This is a genomic window from Sulfitobacter sp. SH22, from assembly GCF_965641905.1.
In the GTDB taxonomy this organism is placed as follows: domain Bacteria; phylum Pseudomonadota; class Alphaproteobacteria; order Rhodobacterales; family Rhodobacteraceae; genus Sulfitobacter.
Window position 1 is genome coordinate 3,297,785 of the sequence record NZ_OZ282573.1, and the last position, 18,725, is coordinate 3,316,509.

General features: G+C 59.0%; 17 protein-coding genes. 10 read left to right on the forward strand and 7 right to left on the reverse strand.

Translation table 11 applies throughout. The annotated features are described in order from the left end of the window. Positions 1 to 70: 70 nt before the first annotated feature. The 5 genes from ACSQ13_RS18110 to ACSQ13_RS18130 are packed head-to-tail and all read left to right on the forward strand — an operon-like array spanning position 71 to position 4,671. Positions 71 to 1,390 carry an NAD(P)/FAD-dependent oxidoreductase gene (locus tag ACSQ13_RS18110; RefSeq protein ID WP_176249014.1) on the forward strand — a complete coding sequence of 440 codons (1,320 nt, stop codon included), beginning with the start codon at positions 71 to 73 and terminating at the stop codon, positions 1,388 to 1,390. Then, a complete protein-coding gene (locus ACSQ13_RS18115; RefSeq protein WP_295511119.1) occupies positions 1,387 to 2,148 on the forward strand; it encodes a DUF1365 domain-containing protein in 762 nt (253 codons plus the stop codon). The genes ACSQ13_RS18110 and ACSQ13_RS18115 overlap by 4 nt, the downstream gene beginning before the upstream one ends. Further along, on the forward strand, positions 2,145 to 3,383 hold the full coding sequence (locus ACSQ13_RS18120) for an MFS transporter (RefSeq protein WP_295511121.1): 1,239 nt from the start codon (positions 2,145 to 2,147) through the stop codon (positions 3,381 to 3,383). Before ACSQ13_RS18115 ends, ACSQ13_RS18120 begins: the two co-directional genes overlap by 4 nt. Then, complete coding sequence (locus tag ACSQ13_RS18125; protein ID WP_295511124.1) at positions 3,383 to 3,943, forward strand: DUF3833 family protein; 561 nt, start codon at positions 3,383 to 3,385, stop codon at positions 3,941 to 3,943. The genes ACSQ13_RS18120 and ACSQ13_RS18125 overlap by 1 nt, the downstream gene beginning before the upstream one ends. Then, the gene (locus ACSQ13_RS18130; RefSeq protein WP_176249018.1) at positions 3,940 to 4,671 is read left to right on the forward strand and encodes an SDR family NAD(P)-dependent oxidoreductase; all 732 of its coding nucleotides are present in this window, start codon (positions 3,940 to 3,942) and stop codon (positions 4,669 to 4,671) included. The genes ACSQ13_RS18125 and ACSQ13_RS18130 overlap by 4 nt, the downstream gene beginning before the upstream one ends. 158 nt (positions 4,672 to 4,829) lie before the next feature. On the opposite strand, the gene ACSQ13_RS18135 is transcribed toward ACSQ13_RS18130, so the two are convergent. Genes ACSQ13_RS18135 through ACSQ13_RS18145 form a run of 3 tightly spaced genes read right to left on the reverse strand, consistent with a single transcriptional unit; the run spans position 4,830 to position 7,170 of the window. Continuing rightward, positions 4,830 to 5,888, reverse strand: coding sequence for a saccharopine dehydrogenase (locus ACSQ13_RS18135; protein WP_295511126.1), 1,059 nt, complete (start codon positions 5,886 to 5,888; stop codon positions 4,830 to 4,832). Further along, positions 5,885 to 6,505 carry a glutathione S-transferase family protein gene (locus ACSQ13_RS18140; RefSeq protein ID WP_176249020.1) on the reverse strand — a complete coding sequence of 207 codons (621 nt, stop codon included), beginning with the start codon at positions 6,503 to 6,505 and terminating at the stop codon, positions 5,885 to 5,887. Before ACSQ13_RS18140 ends, ACSQ13_RS18135 begins: the two co-directional genes overlap by 4 nt. 11 nt (positions 6,506 to 6,516) lie before the next feature. Next, positions 6,517 to 7,170 carry a histidine phosphatase family protein gene (locus ACSQ13_RS18145; protein ID WP_176249021.1) on the reverse strand — a complete coding sequence of 218 codons (654 nt, stop codon included), beginning with the start codon at positions 7,168 to 7,170 and terminating at the stop codon, positions 6,517 to 6,519. Between the two features lie 215 nt (positions 7,171 to 7,385). Here ACSQ13_RS18145 and fdhF point away from each other — a divergent pair, with 215 nt between their 5' ends. Both fdhF and ACSQ13_RS18155 read left to right on the forward strand, forming a co-directional pair. Further along, the gene (gene fdhF, locus ACSQ13_RS18150) at positions 7,386 to 10,154 is read left to right on the forward strand and encodes a formate dehydrogenase subunit alpha (protein ID WP_295511131.1); all 2,769 of its coding nucleotides are present in this window, start codon (positions 7,386 to 7,388) and stop codon (positions 10,152 to 10,154) included. Positions 10,155 to 10,266: 112 nt separating this feature from the next. Continuing rightward, positions 10,267 to 11,472, forward strand: a complete 1,206-nt coding sequence (locus tag ACSQ13_RS18155) for a Zn-dependent hydrolase (protein WP_295511133.1) — start codon at positions 10,267 to 10,269, stop codon at positions 11,470 to 11,472. Here the strand turns inward: ACSQ13_RS18155 and ACSQ13_RS18160 are convergent. Further along, on the reverse strand, positions 11,461 to 11,688 hold the full coding sequence (locus ACSQ13_RS18160; protein ID WP_176249024.1) for a WGR domain-containing protein: 228 nt from the start codon (positions 11,686 to 11,688) through the stop codon (positions 11,461 to 11,463). The two genes, ACSQ13_RS18155 and ACSQ13_RS18160, sit on opposite strands and share 12 nt — an antisense overlap. A gap of 122 nt (positions 11,689 to 11,810) precedes the next feature. Here ACSQ13_RS18160 and ACSQ13_RS18165 point away from each other — a divergent pair, with 122 nt between their 5' ends. Then, a complete protein-coding gene (locus tag ACSQ13_RS18165; RefSeq protein WP_295511137.1) occupies positions 11,811 to 12,569 on the forward strand; it encodes an enoyl-CoA hydratase/isomerase family protein in 759 nt (252 codons plus the stop codon). On the opposite strand, the gene ACSQ13_RS18170 is transcribed toward ACSQ13_RS18165, so the two are convergent. The 3 genes from ACSQ13_RS18170 to ACSQ13_RS18180 are packed head-to-tail and all read right to left on the reverse strand — an operon-like array spanning position 12,566 to position 15,635. Next, complete coding sequence (locus tag ACSQ13_RS18170; protein ID WP_295511140.1) at positions 12,566 to 13,036, reverse strand: GNAT family N-acetyltransferase; 471 nt, start codon at positions 13,034 to 13,036, stop codon at positions 12,566 to 12,568. The genes ACSQ13_RS18165 and ACSQ13_RS18170 overlap by 4 nt on opposite strands. Next, positions 13,027 to 13,728: a response regulator transcription factor gene (locus ACSQ13_RS18175; protein ID WP_176249026.1), complete on the reverse strand. Its 702-nt coding sequence runs from the start codon at positions 13,726 to 13,728 to the stop codon at positions 13,027 to 13,029. The genes ACSQ13_RS18170 and ACSQ13_RS18175 overlap by 10 nt, the downstream gene beginning before the upstream one ends. Beyond that, positions 13,725 to 15,635: a PAS-domain containing protein gene (locus ACSQ13_RS18180; RefSeq protein WP_176249027.1), complete on the reverse strand. Its 1,911-nt coding sequence runs from the start codon at positions 15,633 to 15,635 to the stop codon at positions 13,725 to 13,727. Before ACSQ13_RS18180 ends, ACSQ13_RS18175 begins: the two co-directional genes overlap by 4 nt. Positions 15,636 to 15,846: 211 nt before the next feature. Here ACSQ13_RS18180 and ACSQ13_RS18185 point away from each other — a divergent pair, with 211 nt between their 5' ends. Together ACSQ13_RS18185 and ACSQ13_RS18190 are read left to right on the forward strand one after the other, a co-directional pair. Further along, positions 15,847 to 17,820 carry an AMP-binding protein gene (locus ACSQ13_RS18185; RefSeq protein WP_176249028.1) on the forward strand — a complete coding sequence of 658 codons (1,974 nt, stop codon included), beginning with the start codon at positions 15,847 to 15,849 and terminating at the stop codon, positions 17,818 to 17,820. Positions 17,821 to 17,893: 73 nt separating this feature from the next. Then, positions 17,894 to 18,715, forward strand: a complete 822-nt coding sequence (locus tag ACSQ13_RS18190; protein ID WP_176249029.1) for an ABC transporter ATP-binding protein — start codon at positions 17,894 to 17,896, stop codon at positions 18,713 to 18,715. Positions 18,716 to 18,725 lie beyond the last annotated feature (10 nt).

Below are 18,725 nucleotides of genomic sequence, written 5' to 3' on the forward strand. Positions count from 1 at the left end.
ATTAATTCTTGGCGTGTGCCTCATTCGTATTACATCCACGATACCTGAACATACTGGACACCGCCCTCTTATGCCGTTTGAAGCCATCGACCCGCCGCAGCCCGACCTCATGACCGGACGACGTAAAATTGCCGTTATCGGTGCCGGGATTTCAGGGATGGGGGCCGCGCATATGCTGGCCGACGATCACCGCGTTACGATTTTCGAGACAGAAGCAAGACTTGGCGGTCATGCTCGTACCAAAATGGCCGGCAAGAATGGCGACCAGCCGGTCGATACCGGTTTTATCGTGTTCAACTATGCCAATTATCCGCATCTGGCCGCTTTGTTCAAAGAACTGGACGTGCCAGTGATCAAATCCAACATGAGCTTTGGCGCGTCGATTGATGGCGGCCGGTTGGAATATGCCCTGATGACGATGGATTCGATCTTTGCGCAGCGCCGCAATCTGGCGAACCCGAAATTCCTGCGGATGCTCAGCGATATTTTGCGGTTCAACAACTCCGCCGTCAAGATCGCTCAAGACCGGTCGCTGACCATCGAGGGCTTTCTTGAGAAGCTGGGCGCGGGCGAATATTTCCGGAAATATTATCTTGCCCCTTTGTCGGGCGCGATCTGGTCGACGCCGGTGGAAAAGATCATGGATTTTCCGGCCTATTCGATGATCGACTTTTTCGAAAACCACGCCCTGCTCAGCCACACGGGCCAGCACCAATGGTACACGGTCAATGGCGGGTCGCAGGAATACGTCAACCGTCTGGGCGCGTCGTTGTCGGCCAAAGGGGTCGATATCCGCCTAAGCGCTGCGGTGCAGTCGGTGCGGCGCACGGCCGTCGGGGTCGAAGTGAAATCGAACGGTGCCGATTGGGAACGCTTTGACGAGGTGGTGTTTGCCACCCATTCCGACGACACGCTGGCGATGTTGTCAGACCCAAGCGCGCAGGAGCAGGCCGCTTTGGGCGCGGTTAAATACCAGCCGAATAATATTGTGCTGCATGCCGACACCAGCATCATGCCAAAGCGCCGGAAGACATGGGCATCCTGGGTCTATTGCGAGGATAAGGGGCAGCAATCCGACCGGATCGACCTGACCTATTGGATGAATTCGCTGCAACCGATCCCGATGGATGATCTGCATTTCGTGACCCTGAACACCAAACGCCCGATCCGCGAGGAACTGATCTATGATCAGGTGACCCTGCGCCATCCGGTTTATGATATGGAAGCCCTGGGTGCCCAAGAACAGGTGCGCGGATTTAACGGGACGAACAACACGTGGTTCTGTGGGGCATGGATGAAAAACGGTTTCCACGAAGACGGGCTTTCCAGCGCTGTCGATGTCGTGCGCGCGATCAGAGGCGAGGCAAAGGTGTCCTTGGCGGCAGAGTGACCAATAGCGTCGATCACATTGCGGGCGTCACCTATCACGGGCGCAAGGGCAGTGTGGAAAATGCGTTTCGCTATTCGGTGGATTATGTGCTGGTCGATGCCGAAGCCGATCTGAAAACCCCGCTGCTGTTTGCGCGCAATCGCGCTGGCGTGACGTCTTTGCAGGACATTGATCATGGCGGCGACAAAGGCGCGGGGCGCGGTGCCGCCTGGGTGCGCGATGTATTGGCGCAACATCAGATCACAGGTGTCGCTAAAATCGAATTGATGGCGCAGCCGCGTGTACTGGGGCATGTGTTCAACCCGGTCAGCTTTTGGCTGTGCCGCAGGGCAGACGGCACCTTGATCACGGTGATTGCCGAAGTGTCGAATACATTTGGCGACCGCCACAGCTATCTGTGCCACCATCCCGACCTGTCCGAGATCAAGCCCGACGATCATCTGCACGCGACCAAGATTTTCCACGTGTCCCCGTTTCAGCCGGTCGAGGGGAGCTATGATTTTCGGTTTGATATCCGCGAGGATCGTATCGGCATCTGGATCGACTATACCCAAAGGGACGGCGGGTTGATTGCGACCCTGACCGGCAAGCGCAGGCCGCTGACCAACGCGCGCATTGCGTGGTCCCTGCTGCGCAGACCTTTTGGCGCGCGCCGTGTCCTCGCGTTGATCCATTGGCAAGCGGTCAAGCTGTGGTGGAAAGGTGGCGGTTATCGGCCCAGACCGGAACCGCCCAAGCAAGACGTGTCGCGCGGATGAAGCCCGCTTCGAATAACCTGCCTGCCTACGCCTTGTTTGCAGCCCTGTTGGCGTCTGCCGGCTTGCCGATCTATATCCACGCGCCCAAGTTCTTTTTGGATGAATACGGAGTGTCTTTGGCCGCGTTAGGCTCTGTTTTATTCGGTCTGCGCCTGCTGGATGTGGTGCAGGACCCGTTACTGGGGCGGCTGTCTGAAAGGTTGCGAAACCATCGCGGTCTGGCTGTTGGTTTTGCCAGCGGTCTGATGGCGCTGTCGATGTATGCCTTGTTTGCAATCCCGCCCTTGCTGCCGCCCCTTGTGTGGTTTGGCCTGACCCTGACGGGCGTGTTTTCGGCGTTCAGCTTTCTGACGATCTGCTTTTATGCCCAAGGCGTGGCCAAAGCCGCGACCCTGCCCGGCGCAGGGCATCTGTCGCTGGCGCGCTGGCGGGAAACCGGTGCGCTGCTGGGGGTTTGCGTAGCCTCTGTTGCACCGGTGGGGTTGGGCGTTGCGCTGAACGCGCCCTTTGCCGGTTTCGCCGTCGGGTTTGCTGTGCTGGCGGTGGCTTCGGTTCTGGCGATGCGCGGTGAATGGCGCAACATCGGCCTGCCCGCCGCGACGGGTTTTGGCACCATTCTGCGGGACGGGGTGGCGCGACGGCTTTTGCTGATCGCGCTGTTGAACGCGGCCCCTGTCGCGGTGTCATCGACGCTGTTCCTGTTTTATGTCGAAAGCGCATTGCAGGCCCCCGGTTGGGAAGGCCCGTTGCTTTTGCTGTTTTTCCTGTCTGCCGCCGCCGCTGCACCGTTTTGGGGAATGCTTGCAGAACGATACGGCGCAAAACGGGTCTTGCTTGGCGCGATGGTACTGGCAATCGGTGCCTTTGGCGGTGCCTTGTTCCTTGGAGTGGGGGATGTGGGGCTGTTTGCACTGGTGTGCATCGGATCGGGCGCGGCACTTGGCGCTGATCTGACGCTGCTGCCTGCGATGTTTGCCACGCGTTTGGCTGTGATATCGCCCTCTGCTGCCGAAGGTTTTGGACTTTGGTCACTTGTCTCGAAGTTCACACTTGCCTTTGCAGCTGTTACGCTACTTCCAACACTACAAATGTCGGGGTTCGAAAGCGGCATGGCGATCCCCCCTCCTGCGGCGATCACGACGTTAATCTGGCTATATGCGGGGCTGCCCTGTCTGCTCAAGCTGTTGGCTATTGCGTTGCTGGTTGGAACCAGACTTGAAAAGGACAGGACGTAATGGATATTCTCTCATTCTTGATCGGGGCAGGGTTGGTTGCAGGGGTTGTGCTGCTGCGCCATCTGGTGGCTGACTTTCCGTCGCAGCGCCCCGAGGATCATGTCGAAGATTTCAACGTTCTGGATATGAAAAAGGATCTGGACGGGGAAATGGTTTGCGAAGGCGTCATCTTCGGGCCGATGGGGCGCGTGACCAGCACGTTCGTCGCCGACTTTAACGTTGAATGGAACGGCGACACCGCGACGATCAACGAACATTTCGTCTATGATGACAAATCGACGCAAGACCGGGTTTGGACAATCAAGCTTGGGCCCGATGGCACCTTCACTGCGACAGCGCCCGATGTGCCAGGCGTTGGAAAAGGGCACCATTCAGGGGCCACGATCCAGATGCTTTATCCCATCAAATTGCCCGAAGAAGTGGGGGGGCACACGTTGCAAACCGTGGATTGGATCTATCTGACTTCCGAAGGGACTTTGATCAACCGCAGCCAGTTTCGAAAGTTCGGCATCAAGGTCGCTGAACTGGTAGCGACCATTCGGAAAAGGGATCCAAAATGAAATCCTGGCAAGGCAAACGGTACTGGCTCGTTGGCGCAAGCGCTGGCCTGGGCGAGGCATTGGCCTACAAGCTCTGCCGTGCCGGGGCCGAAGTGATCGTGTCCGCCAGATCCGAAGAAAAACTGGTGGAATTGGTCGCGGCATTGCCGGGCAAGGCACGCTATCAAACCATGGATGTGCAAGACATTGAAAGTGTCCGCTCCGCTGTTGAAAACATCGGCGATGTCGACGGCATCGTCTATCTGGCCGGGGTCTATTGGCCGTTCGGTGCAAAAGACTGGAACGCAGATCACGCGACGGCGATGATTGACGTGAACCTGACCGGCCTTGTGCGTGTGCTGGGCGAAACCGTGCCGGACATGGTCAAAAAGGACGCCGGGCACATCGTCATCACGTCAAGCCTGACCGCCTTTCGCGGCTTGCCAAGATCTATCGGTTACACGGCATCCAAAGCCGGCACGATGTCCTTGGCAGAATGCATGTATGCAGATTTGCGCAAAACCGGGGTGCAGGTTCAGGTGATCAATCCCGGATTCATCAAGACGCAACTGACCGACAAGAACGACTTCAAAATGCCGTTCCTGATGGAGCCGGAAGAGGCCGCGCAAGAAGTTTTCGACCACATGAACAGCGATAGCTTTAAAAAGAGCTTCCCCTTTGTCTTTTCACTGTTCTTCAGGTTGGCCCGGTTCCTGCCCGACGCAATATATTACCGCCTTTTTGGTTAAATCAGCCCAATTAAAAGGTGTCGTCTTGCGACGACATTACATTTTCGGCGGGTGCCCCTGCTTCTCCGGCTCTTAAATATCCCCGCCGGAGGCATCTTCCTTTTGGGGTGGCTCAAAGACCGCCTCCGGCGGGGATATTTAAGAGCCAGAGAAGACGGTCAGATTTCAGACAGGTGTTTGCCAAAGATGGCTTCGGCGCGTTGCCATACCATGCTGTTTTGCAAAAGCGCTTGGAGTGTAGGAAGAAGTTGCGAGGCGTAGTCTTCGGAGCTTTCTAGAGGGAGCATCGATGGCAGGTTGTCGATGGCAGTCACCTCAAGGGGCGGTGCGTCATGGACACGCAATGCGGGTTTTCCCCAGGTTGTCGCTTCGGTGTAGATTGGTACAGGGTTAAACGCGCTGTCTGGATCGCAGGCAATGTCGCCGATCACACGTAGTTTTCGAGGGGCATTGATGGCCGTTTTGGGAACAAAAACGGGGGTGGTTGGACCAGCAAGGATGCAGTTGAAGAACAATGTGTGATCCAGAATTTCAGGGAAAGGTCCGCCGCTGGCTGTTTCGACCATGTCCCACGCCGTGACCGGTATGCCCAATCGTTTACACAGGTCTGCGGCCCCAGTCCCGACGCGGCCGAGGGCCCCAATCACAAGCGCATCCAGCTGGTCGGTGTCGAGTGTTGCAAGTTCTTCTTGCAGTTTGTTCGTCAGAGCATCTGCATTTTTCGAGGGCGTGATCGGCGCGGCGGTTTCACCGCGCATTTGGGCCGCCCAGCATGTGACGGCCACGGCCGCACCCGCAAAGCCTGCCCAATAGCCAAAGGCCGCCACGCGACGGCCGGCATCGGTCGTAAGGTATTCAAGGTCATACAAGGTGCCGCCGCCCGCCTTGAACCGCTCCAAAAGGATGCGGCCTGAGGATTGCCCTTTGTAGGCGTGGCCGAACATGATGTGCCGGTGTGGCAGGGGGCTGCCATCGGCGGGGAGTTCTTTGAGGCCGAAGATAATGACGTCGGATGGCGCTTGGGGCCAGCTGAATTGGGGGGCAATGGTGCAGCCCGCCTGCGCGTAGGCGTCGGTCGGGATGACACGGGTGTCCGATGCCTCGACGGTGACTTTGAAGCCTTGTTCAATCAGGGCAGCGGCCCCTTTCGGGGTGATGCCGACGCGGGTTTCATTGTCGCGTTGTTCGGCGCGGACCCACAGATGGGTTTGTGTCATAGCATGGCCTTTTCTCGGATGGTTTTGACGCTTTGGCGCGTTTCCATCATTGTCATGAAGTTCTGGATTTTTGGATAGTCGCTGAGGTGGACCCCGTCGCCTTCAAGCCAGTTGCACACCACAAAAAGATAGGGATCGGCGATGCTGAAGCCCTGCGTCAGGACGCTGGTGCCGCGCAGCAGGTGCGTTTCGACATATGTTGCGCAGGCGGCCATTGTCTGGGGAACCAATGCGGCCATGTCGTCAAAGCTGGACTGTTGTGTTGCCCATCTGCTGCCGCGCATTTTATGGGCATGGGCGACATGCATGGTTGAGGCCAGATAAAACATGGCGCTGCGCATATGGGCTGCAAGTGTCGGATCGGCGGGGATGAGTTGCGCCGCGGGGCTGATGGATGCGATGTATTCGAGCAATGCGCCGGTTTCGGTCAGGACGGTGCCATCTTGCAAGATAAGCGCCGGGACCCGGCCTTTGGCATTGATGGACAGATAGTCGGGCAATCTCTGCTGGGCTGATTTGAAATCGACCTTGACGGTTTCATAGGGCAGTCCCGCTTCCTCCAGAGTGATCGCAACGGCAATCGAAATCGTGCCGGGGGCATAATAGAGCTTGAGCATGGCCTGACCTTTCAGATGTGGGTTTGCGCGGTGCGCCGTTCGGGGGTGTCGAGGTGGGGGACGGCGTTGAAAAGGACCGGTGACCAATGGCCCCCGATCGGAAACAGCCGGTGCATTGATGTGTTCATGATCGCCAGCGCCATGCGCGACATGGCCGGCACGCCAAGCCCCATGGCCTGTGCCATCGCCATTGATATCAACCCGCCGGATGTCACCACCAGCGCAGGGCCGTGGCCGGCCGCGATTTCTTCGAGGACGGATTGAATGCGGGTCTCGAAACTTGCGTAGCTTTCGGGCGGATTGTCGAGTTTGTCGTTTTTCCACGTTTCGAACACCAGCGGCAGGTGGGCGCTGAACCCGTGTTGATCGTCGGGAAAGGGAACGCCGTGTTGTTGTTCAAGCAGGGTTGCGAGGGTGAAATATTCAAGTTCGTTCAGCCGCGCGTCGCGGGTGGGTTCCAGCCCGGTATCCATGGCGTCTGCCGTTTCGATGTGGCGTCGCAGGGTGCCGGTATAAAGCCTTGTGTGATGGGTTTGCGAATGGCGCAGGTGGTCGCCCAGCCATGCCGCCTGTTGGTGGCCAAGCGGGCTGAGCATGTCATAGCTGGCTTCGTCCGTGGCACCGGAGTTGGCCTGGCCGTGGCGGATAAGGGTGATGTGGGACATGGGTGCGCCTTTTGCTGTTGGGTCTTTGATAGGCAAGCGCTGCGCGGGTTGGAAGGGCAGGAGCCTTCGGCGGGGATATTTTTTAGCCAGAGAAGCGAAGGGGCGCATATCGGAAACAGCGGTGGCGCAAAATCGGGGTGGTGTGTCGGGATTGTGACTGCCGTGGAATGGCGTTGCGCCTTATGGTGCGGGGACGCGTTGCAGGAGGACCCCCAATGGCCGAGACAATTTCATTTACGCTGGACGGCGAAACGGTTGAGGCCGAGGCCGGATTGACCATTTGGGAAGTCGCCAACGGGCGCGGGCTTAAAATCCCTCATCTGTGTTACACGCCTGCGCCGGGCTATCGCCCTGATGGCAATTGCCGCGCGTGCATGGTCGAGATCGAGGGCGAGCGGGTTTTGGCAGCGTCTTGTTTGCGCGAGCCTACGGATGGCATGGTTGTGACCACCAACAACGCACGCGCTGAAAACGCGCGCAAAATGGTGATGGAGTTGCTTGTCACCGATCAGCCGCCACGGGATGTGGCGCATGACAAGTCGAGCCATCTTTGGGAGATGGCTGCGATGGAAGGGGTTGAGGCCAGCCGCTTTCCGAAGTTGGAGGAGGGGCGCATACCGCTGCTGGATGACAGCCATGTGGCGATGCGGGTCAATCTGGATGCCTGCATTCAATGCAATCTATGTGTGCGTGCCTGCCGCGAGGTTCAGGTGAATGACGTGATCGGCATGTCGGGCCGGGGGCATGACAGCTATCCGACCTTTGACATGGCCGATCCGATGGGGGCGTCGTCTTGTGTGGCCTGTGGCGAATGTGTGCAGGCCTGTCCGACGGGGGCCTTGATGGAGGCCACGGTCGTTGACGCCGATCAGGTGGGCGACCGCGCGGATTTCGACAGTGAAGTCGACAGCATTTGCCCATTCTGCGGTGTGGGGTGTCAGGTGTCGCTGAAGGTCAAGGACGGCAAGATCAAATATGTCGAAGGTATTAACGGCCCCGCGAATGAGGGACGTTTGTGCGTCAAGGGGCGTTTCGGGTTCGACTATATCCATCACCCGCACCGGCTGACCAAGCCGTTGATCCGCCGCGACGATGCGCCTGCAAAAGGGCTGAACGTCGATCCCGGCAATTGGCACACGCATTTCCGCGAGGCGTCATGGGACGAGGCGCTGGATTTCGCGGCCAACGGTATGAAGAGGATCGGCGGGCGCGGTGTTGCCGGTTTCGGGTCGGCCAAATGCACCAACGAAGAGGCCTATCTGTTTCAAAAGATCATCCGGCAGGGCTTTGGTCATAACAACGTCGATCACTGCACGCGGCTGTGCCACGCGTCGTCGGTGGCCGCATTGATGGAGAATGTCGGATCAGGGGCGGTCACCGCGACCTTCAACCAGATCGAAAACGCGGATGTGGCGATTGTGATCGGGGCGAATCCGACTGAAAACCATCCCGTCGCGGCGACGTTCTTCAAGCAATTCACCAAACGCGGTGGCAAGTTGATCGTGATGGACCCGCGCGGCCAGGCGCTCAAGCGGCATGCATCGCATATGTTGCAATTCCGGCCCGGTACGGATGTGTCGATGCTGAACGCCATCATGCATGTGATCGTCGAAGAGAAGCTGTACGACCAGCAATATATCGAGGCCTATACCGAGAACTGGGAAATCGAGAAGGCGCATCTCAAGACCTTTACCCCCGAAAAGATGGCCAAGATTTGCGGCATTGATGCCGAGACGCTGCGCGATGTGGCGCGGACCTTTGCCGGGGCGAATGCGGCGATGATTTTCTGGGGCATGGGCGTGTCGCAGCATATTCACGGCACCGATAACGCACGCTGTCTGATTTCGCTTGCGCTGATGACCGGGCAAATCGGGCGGCCCGGCGCGGGGCTGCATCCGTTGCGGGGGCAGAACAACGTGCAAGGGGCATCGGACGCCGGTTTGATCCCGATGTTCTTGCCGGATTACCAGCCGGTTTCAGACGACGGCGTGCGGTCGGCCTTTACCGAGGTCTGGGGGAGCGAGGATTTCAGCAATAAAAAGGGTCTGACGGTGATCGAGATCATGGATGCGATCCATGAGGGCGACATTCGCAGCCTTTATGTATTGGGTGAAAACCCCGCGATGTCTGACCCCGATGTGGAACATGCCCGTGATGCACTGGCCAAGCTGGAGCATTTGGTGGTGCAGGATATTTTCCTCACCGAAACGGCGAATTTTGCCGATGTGATTTTGCCGGCATCGGCCTTTGCCGAAAAGGCAGGCACGGTGACGAACACCAACCGTCAGGTGCAGATGGGCCGCGCGGCGGTGGCCCCCCCCGGTGATGCCAAAGAGGATTGGTGGATCGAGGTCGAACTGGCCAAGCGGCTGGGGCTGGGGTGGAGCTATACGCATCCGAGCGAGGTGTTCGCGGAAATGAAGCTGAACATGTCGTCGCTTAACAACATCACATGGGACCGGCTTGAGGATGAGGGCGCGGTGACCTACCCGTCGACCAGCCCAACCGATCCGGGTCAGGCGATCGTGTTCGGAGACGGGTTCCCCCGTCAGGACGGGCGTGCGCGGTTCACCCCGGCCAGTATCGTCGCCCCTGATGATGTGCCGGACGAGGATTATCCGATGATCCTGACCACGGGGCGGCAGTTAGAGCATTGGCATACCGGGTCCATGACACGCCGGTCCTTTGTTCTGGACGGGCTCGAGCCTGAGGCGAACTGTTCGTTGCACCCATCCACCTTGCGCAAATTGGGGGTGGCCCCTGGCGAGCATATCCGGCTGTCGACCAAGCGCGGGTCGATCGAGATTATGGCGCGCGAGGATCGGGCGGTGTCGCCTGACATGGTGTTCTTGCCCTTTGCCTATGTCGAGGCGGCGGCCAATATTCTGACGAACCCGGCTGTGGACCCTTATGGCAAAATCCCGGAGTTCAAATTCTCGGCTGTGAAGGTTGAGGCGGTTGCGGGAGCAGTTGCGGCACAGTAGCGTCCGGCCCTGAGATGTGCCCTTTGGGCACATGCGGTCTATTTCGGGAATGAGGGACGCTGTCCCTCAAACTCCCTGGGATATTTTTGAGCCAGAGAAGGTGTGGTGTGTGATGCAGGTAGATGGTGACCGGTTTTTGGCGGATTTGCACAAGCTGCGCAGTTTCGGGGCTGCGGGTGTTGGCAAGGGTGTCGTGCGCCCGGGCTATAGCGCGCCGGACATTGAAGCGCGGCGCTGGCTGGCAGGGCAAATGACCCAGATCGGTTTGCGCGTCGAGGTTGATGCGATGGGGAACCTGTTTGGTCTGGCTGACGGGCCATCCCTTTTGCTGGGGTCGCATTCGGACAGCCAACCGGAAGGCGGCTGGCTGGATGGTGCCTTGGGGGTGATTGCTGCTTTGGAGGTTGCGCGGGCCGCGAAAGAGGCTGGGGGGCCGGCTGTTTCCGTGGTGTCTTTTCAGGATGAGGAAGGGCGGTTCGGGGTGACGACGGGCAGTGCTGTCTGGTCGGGTCATGAAACATTGGCCAGCGCGGATGTGCTGCAAGATCATGCCGGCGTTGCACTTGGCACTGCGCGGCAGGCGATGGCGGATATGGTCACGGGAGAGGTAGCGTCGGAGGTGTTCACCGGTTTTATCGAATTGCATATCGAGCAAGGGCCAAGTCTGGACACCAGCGGTGAAAAAATCGGTGTTGTGACGGATATCGTTGGTATCCGGGACATGAAGGTCACTTTTGACGGGCAGCAAAACCATGCGGGGACGACGCCGATGCATTTGCGGCGGGATGCGTTTCAGGCGGTGTCGTCGTTCAACACGCTGCTGAACGACAGGTTGCGCAATGTGGTGACGCCGCAAACGGTCTGGACGATCGGGCATGTGTCGCTGCATCCCAATGCATCCTCCATTGTGCCGGGGCGTGCGGTGTTTTCGATGCAGTGGCGGGATGCGGATACCGACCGGCTGGCGCGCATGGAAACGATCATTCGTGAAACCGCTGCCGAGGTGGCGCAGGCGCAGGGCATAGGGTTGAGTTTCGGGCCGCTTTTGGGGCTTGAGCCAGTCGCGATGGACCCGCGTTTGCGGCGCGCACTTGAGGACGGCGCAGAGGCGGTTGCCCCCGGAAAATGGCGTAACATGCCATCAGGTGCCTTGCATGATGCGACCAATGTTGCGCGGCTGTTGCCTGTGGCGATGTTGTTTGTGCCGTCGATTGGCGGGCTAAGTCACACCTTCGAGGAGGACACGGACGAGGCTGATCTGGTCGCGGGCGTGCAGGTCTTGGCCCATGCTGTGAGCCGTTTGGGATCAGCTGCGTAGGTAGCCGCGTCGTTCGGCACGGCTGCGGTGGATATCTGCCGCGCGGGATGCCTCGCGCAGGTTGCCAAAGCACTGCACCACCGCTTTGGGGCGTCCGCCTGCGGTGCCCCATTCGCGCAACACAGAAACTTCGCTGAACAGGTTCATTGCGATCTCGACACGATAGAAAATCTGCCGCTGTGCCTGGCTGGTGCGGTAAAGAAGGCATTCAATCATGGCTTGAATCTAACGGTCATGTCACGGGGAAGGCAACGGAAAATTGACGGGAATGCAAAATACCGGATGACGGCGGTGCGAATGGATGAAACGCTATGGCCAGTCACGAGGAGACCACGCATATGACCCAAACATCAGATATCATCCAAAGCGAACATGCAGGCGGGGTGGTTTGCCTGACGCTGAACAATGGCCCGGTGAACGCGCTGTCGGCTGACGGGTTGATGCAGTTTGCAGGCAGGATCAAGGCGCTTGAGGCCGATGATGCCGTGCGCGCGATTGCTCTTGCGTCGCCCTTCAAGGTGTTTTCCGCAGGGGTGAACCTGAAGCAGGCGCAAGGCTTTGATCTGGCCGCGCAGCACGCGATTGTCAAAGGGCTGAACGAAGGGTTTCTGGCGTTGTTTGAATGTGCCAAGCCGACAGTCGTTGCCGTCAACGGTGCGGCGATTGCGGGCGGGTTGTTCTATGTGCTGGCGAGCGATTTTCGCATTGCTGCGGCGCGGGCAGCCTTCGGTCTGGCCGAGGTGCGCGTCGGTGTCGATTTTCCGTTGGGGCCGCTGGAAATTGCGCGGGCGACTTTGTCACCGAATGATCTGCGGCGGCTGATGTTGACGGGGCAACCCATGTCAGCCGAGGAGGCGCGGATCGCCGGTATTGTGGACCGGATCGTGCCGGATGAGGAACTGCTGGAAGCGGCGTTGGCCGAGGCCGCCAAGCTGGGGCAGATCCCGCCAGCCACCTTTGCATCGGTTAAACGCCAGATCAGGGGCGAGGCGATTGCCAAGATCAAGGCGGGCATCGCTGCGGGTGCCAACGCGCCGGAGGGCGGGTGGTTCAATGATGAAACCATTCCGGCCATGCGCGCGATGCTGGGCGGTTAGGCGACCGGTTTGCGCATCGTGATGCTGGTGGGGCGGTCATATCCCGCATGGGCCGTGCGCGCGTATTCGGTGAACCCAAGTGCGCGAAACGTGGCGTGATTGTTCACCAGTTCAACCCGGGTTTGAAGTTCAAGCATCGGTAGGTCCAGCGCGCGGGCGCGGGCGCTGGCATGGTCGATCAGGTGGCGCGCAAGGCCAAGTCGTTGATGGGGCGGGGCGACACATAGTTTGCCCAGATACAGCACGTCGGGTTTCGGGGTCAGGACCATGCAGGCGACGGGCGGGGCACCGATGCACCAGATCTCGGCCTCGGATGCGGTTTCTTGCAGGGATGCTTGCGTGACCTTGCCAAGCGAGCTGGGCGGGTCGATCCGCCCTTCCATATAGGCGAAACAATCGCGCATCAGGGTCAGCAGATCGGCCAAAGCCGGATCATCAGGGCCAAGCTGGCGGGGCGTCAGCTCCACGTCACGTCCCCCAGAAAGATGTAGCCTGCGCCGTAGATGGTTTTGATCAGTTGCGGGTTTTTCGGGTCTTCGCGCAGCTTGGTGCGCAGGCGCGAGATACGGACATCCATCGCGCGGTCAAAGCTTTCTGATGCGACGCCGCCAAGGCTGGTTTGCATTTGTGCGCGGCTGATCAGACGTTTCGGCGCGTCCAGAAACAGGCGCAGTACTTCGCCTTCGGCATGAGAGAATGGGGTCTCGGACCCGGCGTCGTCTTCTAGGGTGTAGCGGTCGAAATGCGCGGTCCAGCCGTTGAACACAGCAACATTGCCTGCTTGTGTTGCGGGTTTGGTGCTGCGCAGGCGGGCGCGGATGCGGGCCACGACCTCGGCGGGATCAAACGGTTTGATGATGTAATCATCGGCCCCAAGTTCAAGCCCCGTCACCCGGTCCTGCACCTGCGCGCGGCCCGAGATGATAATGACGATGGCACCTTGTTCCAGCGCCAGCCGGTGCACCAGCGTCAGCCCGTCCGTGTCGGGCAGGGACAGATCGACAAGGCAGACATCGGGGGTATGGGTGGCGAGGGCTGCTTCGAACGCGCGGGCGCGGCCAAAGCTGAGGGTGTCAAAACCGGCCTCTTCCAGCACATCGGCCAGCAGGGTGCGGATTTCGGGTTCATCGTCCAGAATGGTGACAAGGGGGCGGGTCATTGGGCGGCTATCTCTTGGGGTTTGATCAGTGCAGTCAAATCATCTGCGCCAAAGGGCTTGCGTAAAACCGGTGCCTGTTTTTGCGCCTCAAGAAACAGCGCGTCATCGGTCGGCAGGGATGTCATCAGGACCAAGGGCGGGGCGCTTGGGCCAAGACGTCTGGCCAGATCAAGGCCGGTTGCCTCGCCCACCAGTTGGATGTCGGACAGGATCAACGAGATGTCTGGCAGATCGGCAAGCAGGGCCGTTGCCTCGTCTGCGCTGGCCGCTTCAATCACCGAATGGCCCAAGCCCATCAGCATATCGCGCACCAACGCGCGCAAATCATCGGCGTCTTCGACCAGCAGCACCAACCCGGTGGTGGCAGCAACGGCGGGGCGGTACGGCAGGCGCATGGTGACCTGCGCGCCGTCTGTTGTGTTTGACAGACGCAAATCGCCGCCAGCGGATTTGGTCATGTCATAGACCATGGGCAGGCCCAGACCCGACCCTTCGGCCCCTTTGGTGGTGAAAAACGGGGCGCATCCATGTTCCAGCGCCGATGCGGAAAACCCCGGTCCGGTATCCTGCAAGACAAATTCGATCCAGGTGTCATGGACCTGCCTGACTTCGAGCGTGATCATCCCCGCCATGCCGCAGGCGTCGCGGGCGTTCAGGATCAGGTTCAGCAGTCCGTCTTGAACCAGCCCGCTGTCCAGCAAAACCGGCTGGTCCGGCATCAAGTTCGTAATACGCAATTCAACGGCTTTGGGCAGCGTGGGCTTGGCCAGCAGGCTCAGGTCGGACAGCAGGTTGGCGATGGGCGTCGCGGTGGGGCGCAGGGTGCGCGCGCCGGTCATATCCGCAATCGTGCTCAGCAGCGCCCCGCCGCGGCGGGCGGCGGCAAGGGTCCCTTCGATCAGCGGTGCGGCGGGGGCTGGCAGGGCGTCAAGGCGAGCCAAACGCGATTGCAGGCCCAGAATGATGGTCAGCAGGTTCGAGAAATCATGCGCCAGCCCCGAAATCACCTGCGCCGCAACTTCACGGCGGCGGGTCTGTTGCAGGGCGGTCCGGTTCTGGGTTTCTTCGGTCACGTCCATCGACAGAATATAGACGCCGCCGTTGTTATCGGGGGTAAAGGCCCCACGGATGCGGCGGGCGCTGGCTTCGTCGGTGAACTCCACAATCGACTGTTTGCCGGCATAGGCCTGGGTCAGGGATGGCGTGATGCAGTCATGGGCCTGAGGGCCCAATATATCGCGGATGCTGCGCCCGATCAGGTCGGTCGGCCGCCCTGGCATCACGGCAGACAGGCGGCGGTTGGAATAGGTATAGCGCCCCTCTGCGTCCACATGCGCGATATGGGCGGGCATCATTTCGGTGGTCAGGCGGGTGCGCGCTTCTGACAGGGTCAACTGGCGCTTGGCTTCTTCCAGGGCGCTGTTCATCGCGGCCAGTTCGCGGTTGGTCGCGGACAGTTGTTCGGCATGGGCAATCACCTGCCCCGACAGCGCGTCCGATCGCGCGCGCAACAGGGCCTCGTGCTGTTTGGTGTGGGAAATGTCGGTATAAACAGTGACCCATCCGCCTTGGGGCAGGGGTGATCCTTCGACTGAAATGGTGCGGCCGTTGGCGCGGGTGCGTTCCATATAATGTGCTTCAAAGGCGCGGGCCTGAACGACACGTTCGGAGACAAAGGCATCCACATCAGCGACCTCGCCATATTCGCCGGATCGGGCCAGATGGGTGATGGTTTCCTGAAAGCTGGCCCCCGGTGTGACAAAAGCAGGGGGCAGATTGAACATTTGCTGAAACGGGGCATTGCACAAAACCAGTCGCAGATCAGCGTCATAGATCGTGAGCGCTTGGGCAATCAGGTTCAGACCGGCGGCGGTCATCGCGCTTGTTTGCGTATCATTCAGCTGCATTTGGTCCCCCCTTTGTCATCCAATGGCTATCACCATCGACAGGGCTGCGCAAAGGCCCGCCGATGAAAATGCGCCCTGTAACAATTCGTAAGGATTGAGAAATCATTAGGAATAAGTTGACGCACAGGCTGTGATCAACATCATGGTACGACATCAGAATCGCACCAGTGATCGACCTGCCGATAAAGAGCAGGACTTGGGAGGAAGACATTTGGCTTACAAGCTTGTGAGCGCCGACGGACCGCAGTCCGTTCCGGCGTTGTTGCACCGCAATGCAAAGCAATTCGCGAACGCCCCTGCGTATCGCGAAAAGGAATTTGGTATTTGGCAAAGCTGGACCTGGTCGCAAACGCGCGACGAGGTCGAAGCGCTTGCCCTTGGCTTTCTTGAGCTTGGTGCCAACGAGGGTGATTTCATCGCCATCATCGGCCGCAACCGCCCGTACCTGTACTGGGCGATGATGGCAGCCGAAATGGTAGGTGCCGTGCCCGTGCCGCTGTACCAGGACGCGAACGCCGAAGAGATGGCCTATGTGCTGGACCACTGTGGTGCCCGTTTTGTCATCGCTGGTGATCAGGAACAGGTCGACAAGGTGCTTGAGGTTCAAGACCAGCTGACCCAGTTCGAACGCATCATCTATCTTGATCCACGCGGTTTGCGCAAATACGACCACGCTGCATTGGACCAGTATGCTGCCGTTCAGGACATGGGCCGCAAGAACCGCGACAAGCACATCAAGGAGCTTGAAGCGCGTCAGGCCAAGCTGAATTATGACAGCACCGGCGTCATGCTGTACACCTCCGGCACCACGGGCAAGCCCAAGGGTGTTGTGCTGAGCAACCGCAATATTATTGAAACGGCCAAGTCGTCTTCTGAATTCGATCACCTGCGCCAGACCGATGATATTCTGGCCTATCTGCCGATGGCATGGGTTGGTGATTTCATATTCTCGGTCGGTCAGGCGCTTTGGACGGGGTTCTGCACCAACTGCCCTGAATCCGCTGACACGATGCATGTCGATTTGCGCGAAATCGGACCGACCTATTATTTCGCACCACCCCGCGTGTTTGAAACACAATTGACCAGCGTCATGATCCGCATGGAAGACGCCAGCCGTTTCAAAAAATGGCTGTTCGACCGTTTCATGAAAGTCGCACGCAAGGTTGGCCCCGCCATTCTGGATGGCAAACCCGTAGGTCTGATGGACCGGCTGAAATACGGTCTTGGCGAATTGATGATTTACGGCCCGCTGAAAAACACGCTGGGCCTGAGCCGCGTGCGCGTGGGCTATACTGCGGGCGAAGCGATTGGGCCTGAAATTTTTGATTTCTACCGGTCGCTTGGGATCAACCTGAAACAGCTTTACGGTCAGACCGAAGCGACCGTGTTCATCACAGCGCAGCCCGATGGCGAAGTGCGCAGTGACACGGTTGGCGTGACCTGCCCCGGCGTGGAACTGAAGATCGCCGAGAATGGCGAGGTGTTCTACCGCAGCCCCGGCGTGTTCGTCGAATATTACAAGAACCCCGAAAGCACCGCAGATACCAAGGATGCTGAAGGCTGGGTCGCCACCGGCGACGCGGGCTTTATCGAGGAAAGCACAGGCCATCTGCGCATCATCGACCGTGCCAAGGACGTTGGCAAAATGGCCGATGGCAGCCTGTTCGCGCCGAAATACGTTGAAAACAAGCTCAAGTTCTTCCCGAATATTCTTGAGGCGGTTGTTTTCGGCAACGGTCGCACGGAATGCACCGCGTTTATCAACATCGACCTGACCGCCGTGGGCAACTGGGCCGAGCGCAACAACATCGGCTATGCGTCCTATCAGGAACTGGCGCGGCATCCGCAGGTGATGGACCAGATCCAAAGCCATGTGGAAGAGGTCAATGCATCCATCGCCGAAGACGAGATGTTGTCGGGTTGTCAGGTGCACCGCTTTGTCGTGCTGCACAAGGAACTGGACGCCGATGACGGTGAACTGACACGCACCCGCAAGGTACGCCGCAAGGTGATTGGCGAAAAGTTCGAAGACATTATCAACGCACTTTACGATGGATCGCCGTCGGTCAGCACGGTCACGGAAGTGACCTATGAAGACGGGCGAAAAGGGTCGATTGCGGCCACATTGGAAGTGCGCGATGCCAAGGTATTCGCAGATAATCGCAAGAAGAAGGCCGCAGCATGAGCATCATGAGTGGCGTTTTCGGGCGCATGGGTTGCGCAGTGGATTTTAAGACCATTTGGAAAGAGGGTGTAGCATGAAGGATCAGGCTGACGGCTACGTCACAGCGGATGGTCGCCAGATCGGCCCGGTGGTGATGGAGATGAAAAACATCACCCTGCGGTTCGGCGGTGTGGAGGCGATCAAAGACATTTCGCTTGATATTCGCGAAGGTGAAATTCGCGCGATCATCGGGCCGAACGGCGCGGGCAAATCCTCCATGTTGAACGTGATCAGCGGGTTCTACGTCCCGCAGGATGGCGAAGTCTGGTACAAAGGCGCGCGCCGCGCCGCGATGAAACCGTTTCAGGTGGCCGAGCAGGGCATCGCGCGGACGTTCCAGAACATCGCGTTGTTCGAAGGGATGACCGTTCTGGATAACGTCATGACCGGCCGTTTGACCCATATGGAAACCGGTTTGTTCTGGCAGTCCCTCTGGAAGGGTAAGGCTGAGCGTGAAGAGACTGCGAACCGCGAAGTCGCCGAGAAGATCATCGATTTCCTTGAGATTCAGGCGATCCGCAAGACGCCGGTTTCGCGCTTGTCTTACGGATTGAAAAAACGGGTCGAACTGGCCCGCGCATTGGCCGCCGAGCCGTCGATCTTGTTGTTGGATGAACCGATGGCGGGGATGAACGTCGAGGAAAAAGAGGACATGAGCCGCTTTATTCTGGATGTGAATGACGAATTCGGCACGACGATTGTTCTGATCGAACACGACATGGGCGTGGTCATGGACCTGAGCGACCGCGTGGTCGTGATGGATTACGGCAAAAAGATCGGCGACGGCTCGCCGCACGATGTGCGCAACAACCAAGACGTCATCGACGCCTATCTGGGGGTCGCACATGATGACTGATTTTGACCTA

Coding starts and splice junctions, on each gene's coding strand:
- ACSQ13_RS18190 (WP_176249029.1), top strand. CDS start 17,894: ATGAAGGATCAGGCTGACGGCTACGTCACAGCGGATGGTCGCCAGATC.
- ACSQ13_RS18125 (WP_295511124.1), top strand. CDS start 3,383: ATGGATATTCTCTCATTCTTGATCGGGGCAGGGTTGGTTGCAGGGGTT.
- ACSQ13_RS18160 (WP_176249024.1), bottom strand. CDS start 11,688: ATGATTGAATGCCTTCTTTACCGCACCAGCCAGGCACAGCGGCAGATT.
- ACSQ13_RS18130 (WP_176249018.1), top strand. CDS start 3,940: ATGAAATCCTGGCAAGGCAAACGGTACTGGCTCGTTGGCGCAAGCGCT.
- ACSQ13_RS18140 (WP_176249020.1), bottom strand. CDS start 6,505: ATGCTCAAGCTCTATTATGCCCCCGGCACGATTTCGATTGCCGTTGCG.
- fdhF (WP_295511131.1), top strand. CDS start 7,386: ATGGCCGAGACAATTTCATTTACGCTGGACGGCGAAACGGTTGAGGCC.
- ACSQ13_RS18155 (WP_295511133.1), top strand. CDS start 10,267: ATGCAGGTAGATGGTGACCGGTTTTTGGCGGATTTGCACAAGCTGCGC.
- ACSQ13_RS18165 (WP_295511137.1), top strand. CDS start 11,811: ATGACCCAAACATCAGATATCATCCAAAGCGAACATGCAGGCGGGGTG.
- ACSQ13_RS18145 (WP_176249021.1), bottom strand. CDS start 7,170: ATGTCCCACATCACCCTTATCCGCCACGGCCAGGCCAACTCCGGTGCC.
- ACSQ13_RS18180 (WP_176249027.1), bottom strand. CDS start 15,635: ATGCAGCTGAATGATACGCAAACAAGCGCGATGACCGCCGCCGGTCTG.
- ACSQ13_RS18135 (WP_295511126.1), bottom strand. CDS start 5,888: ATGACACAAACCCATCTGTGGGTCCGCGCCGAACAACGCGACAATGAA.
- ACSQ13_RS18175 (WP_176249026.1), bottom strand. CDS start 13,728: ATGACCCGCCCCCTTGTCACCATTCTGGACGATGAACCCGAAATCCGC.
- ACSQ13_RS18110 (WP_176249014.1), top strand. CDS start 71: ATGCCGTTTGAAGCCATCGACCCGCCGCAGCCCGACCTCATGACCGGA.
- ACSQ13_RS18120 (WP_295511121.1), top strand. CDS start 2,145: ATGAAGCCCGCTTCGAATAACCTGCCTGCCTACGCCTTGTTTGCAGCC.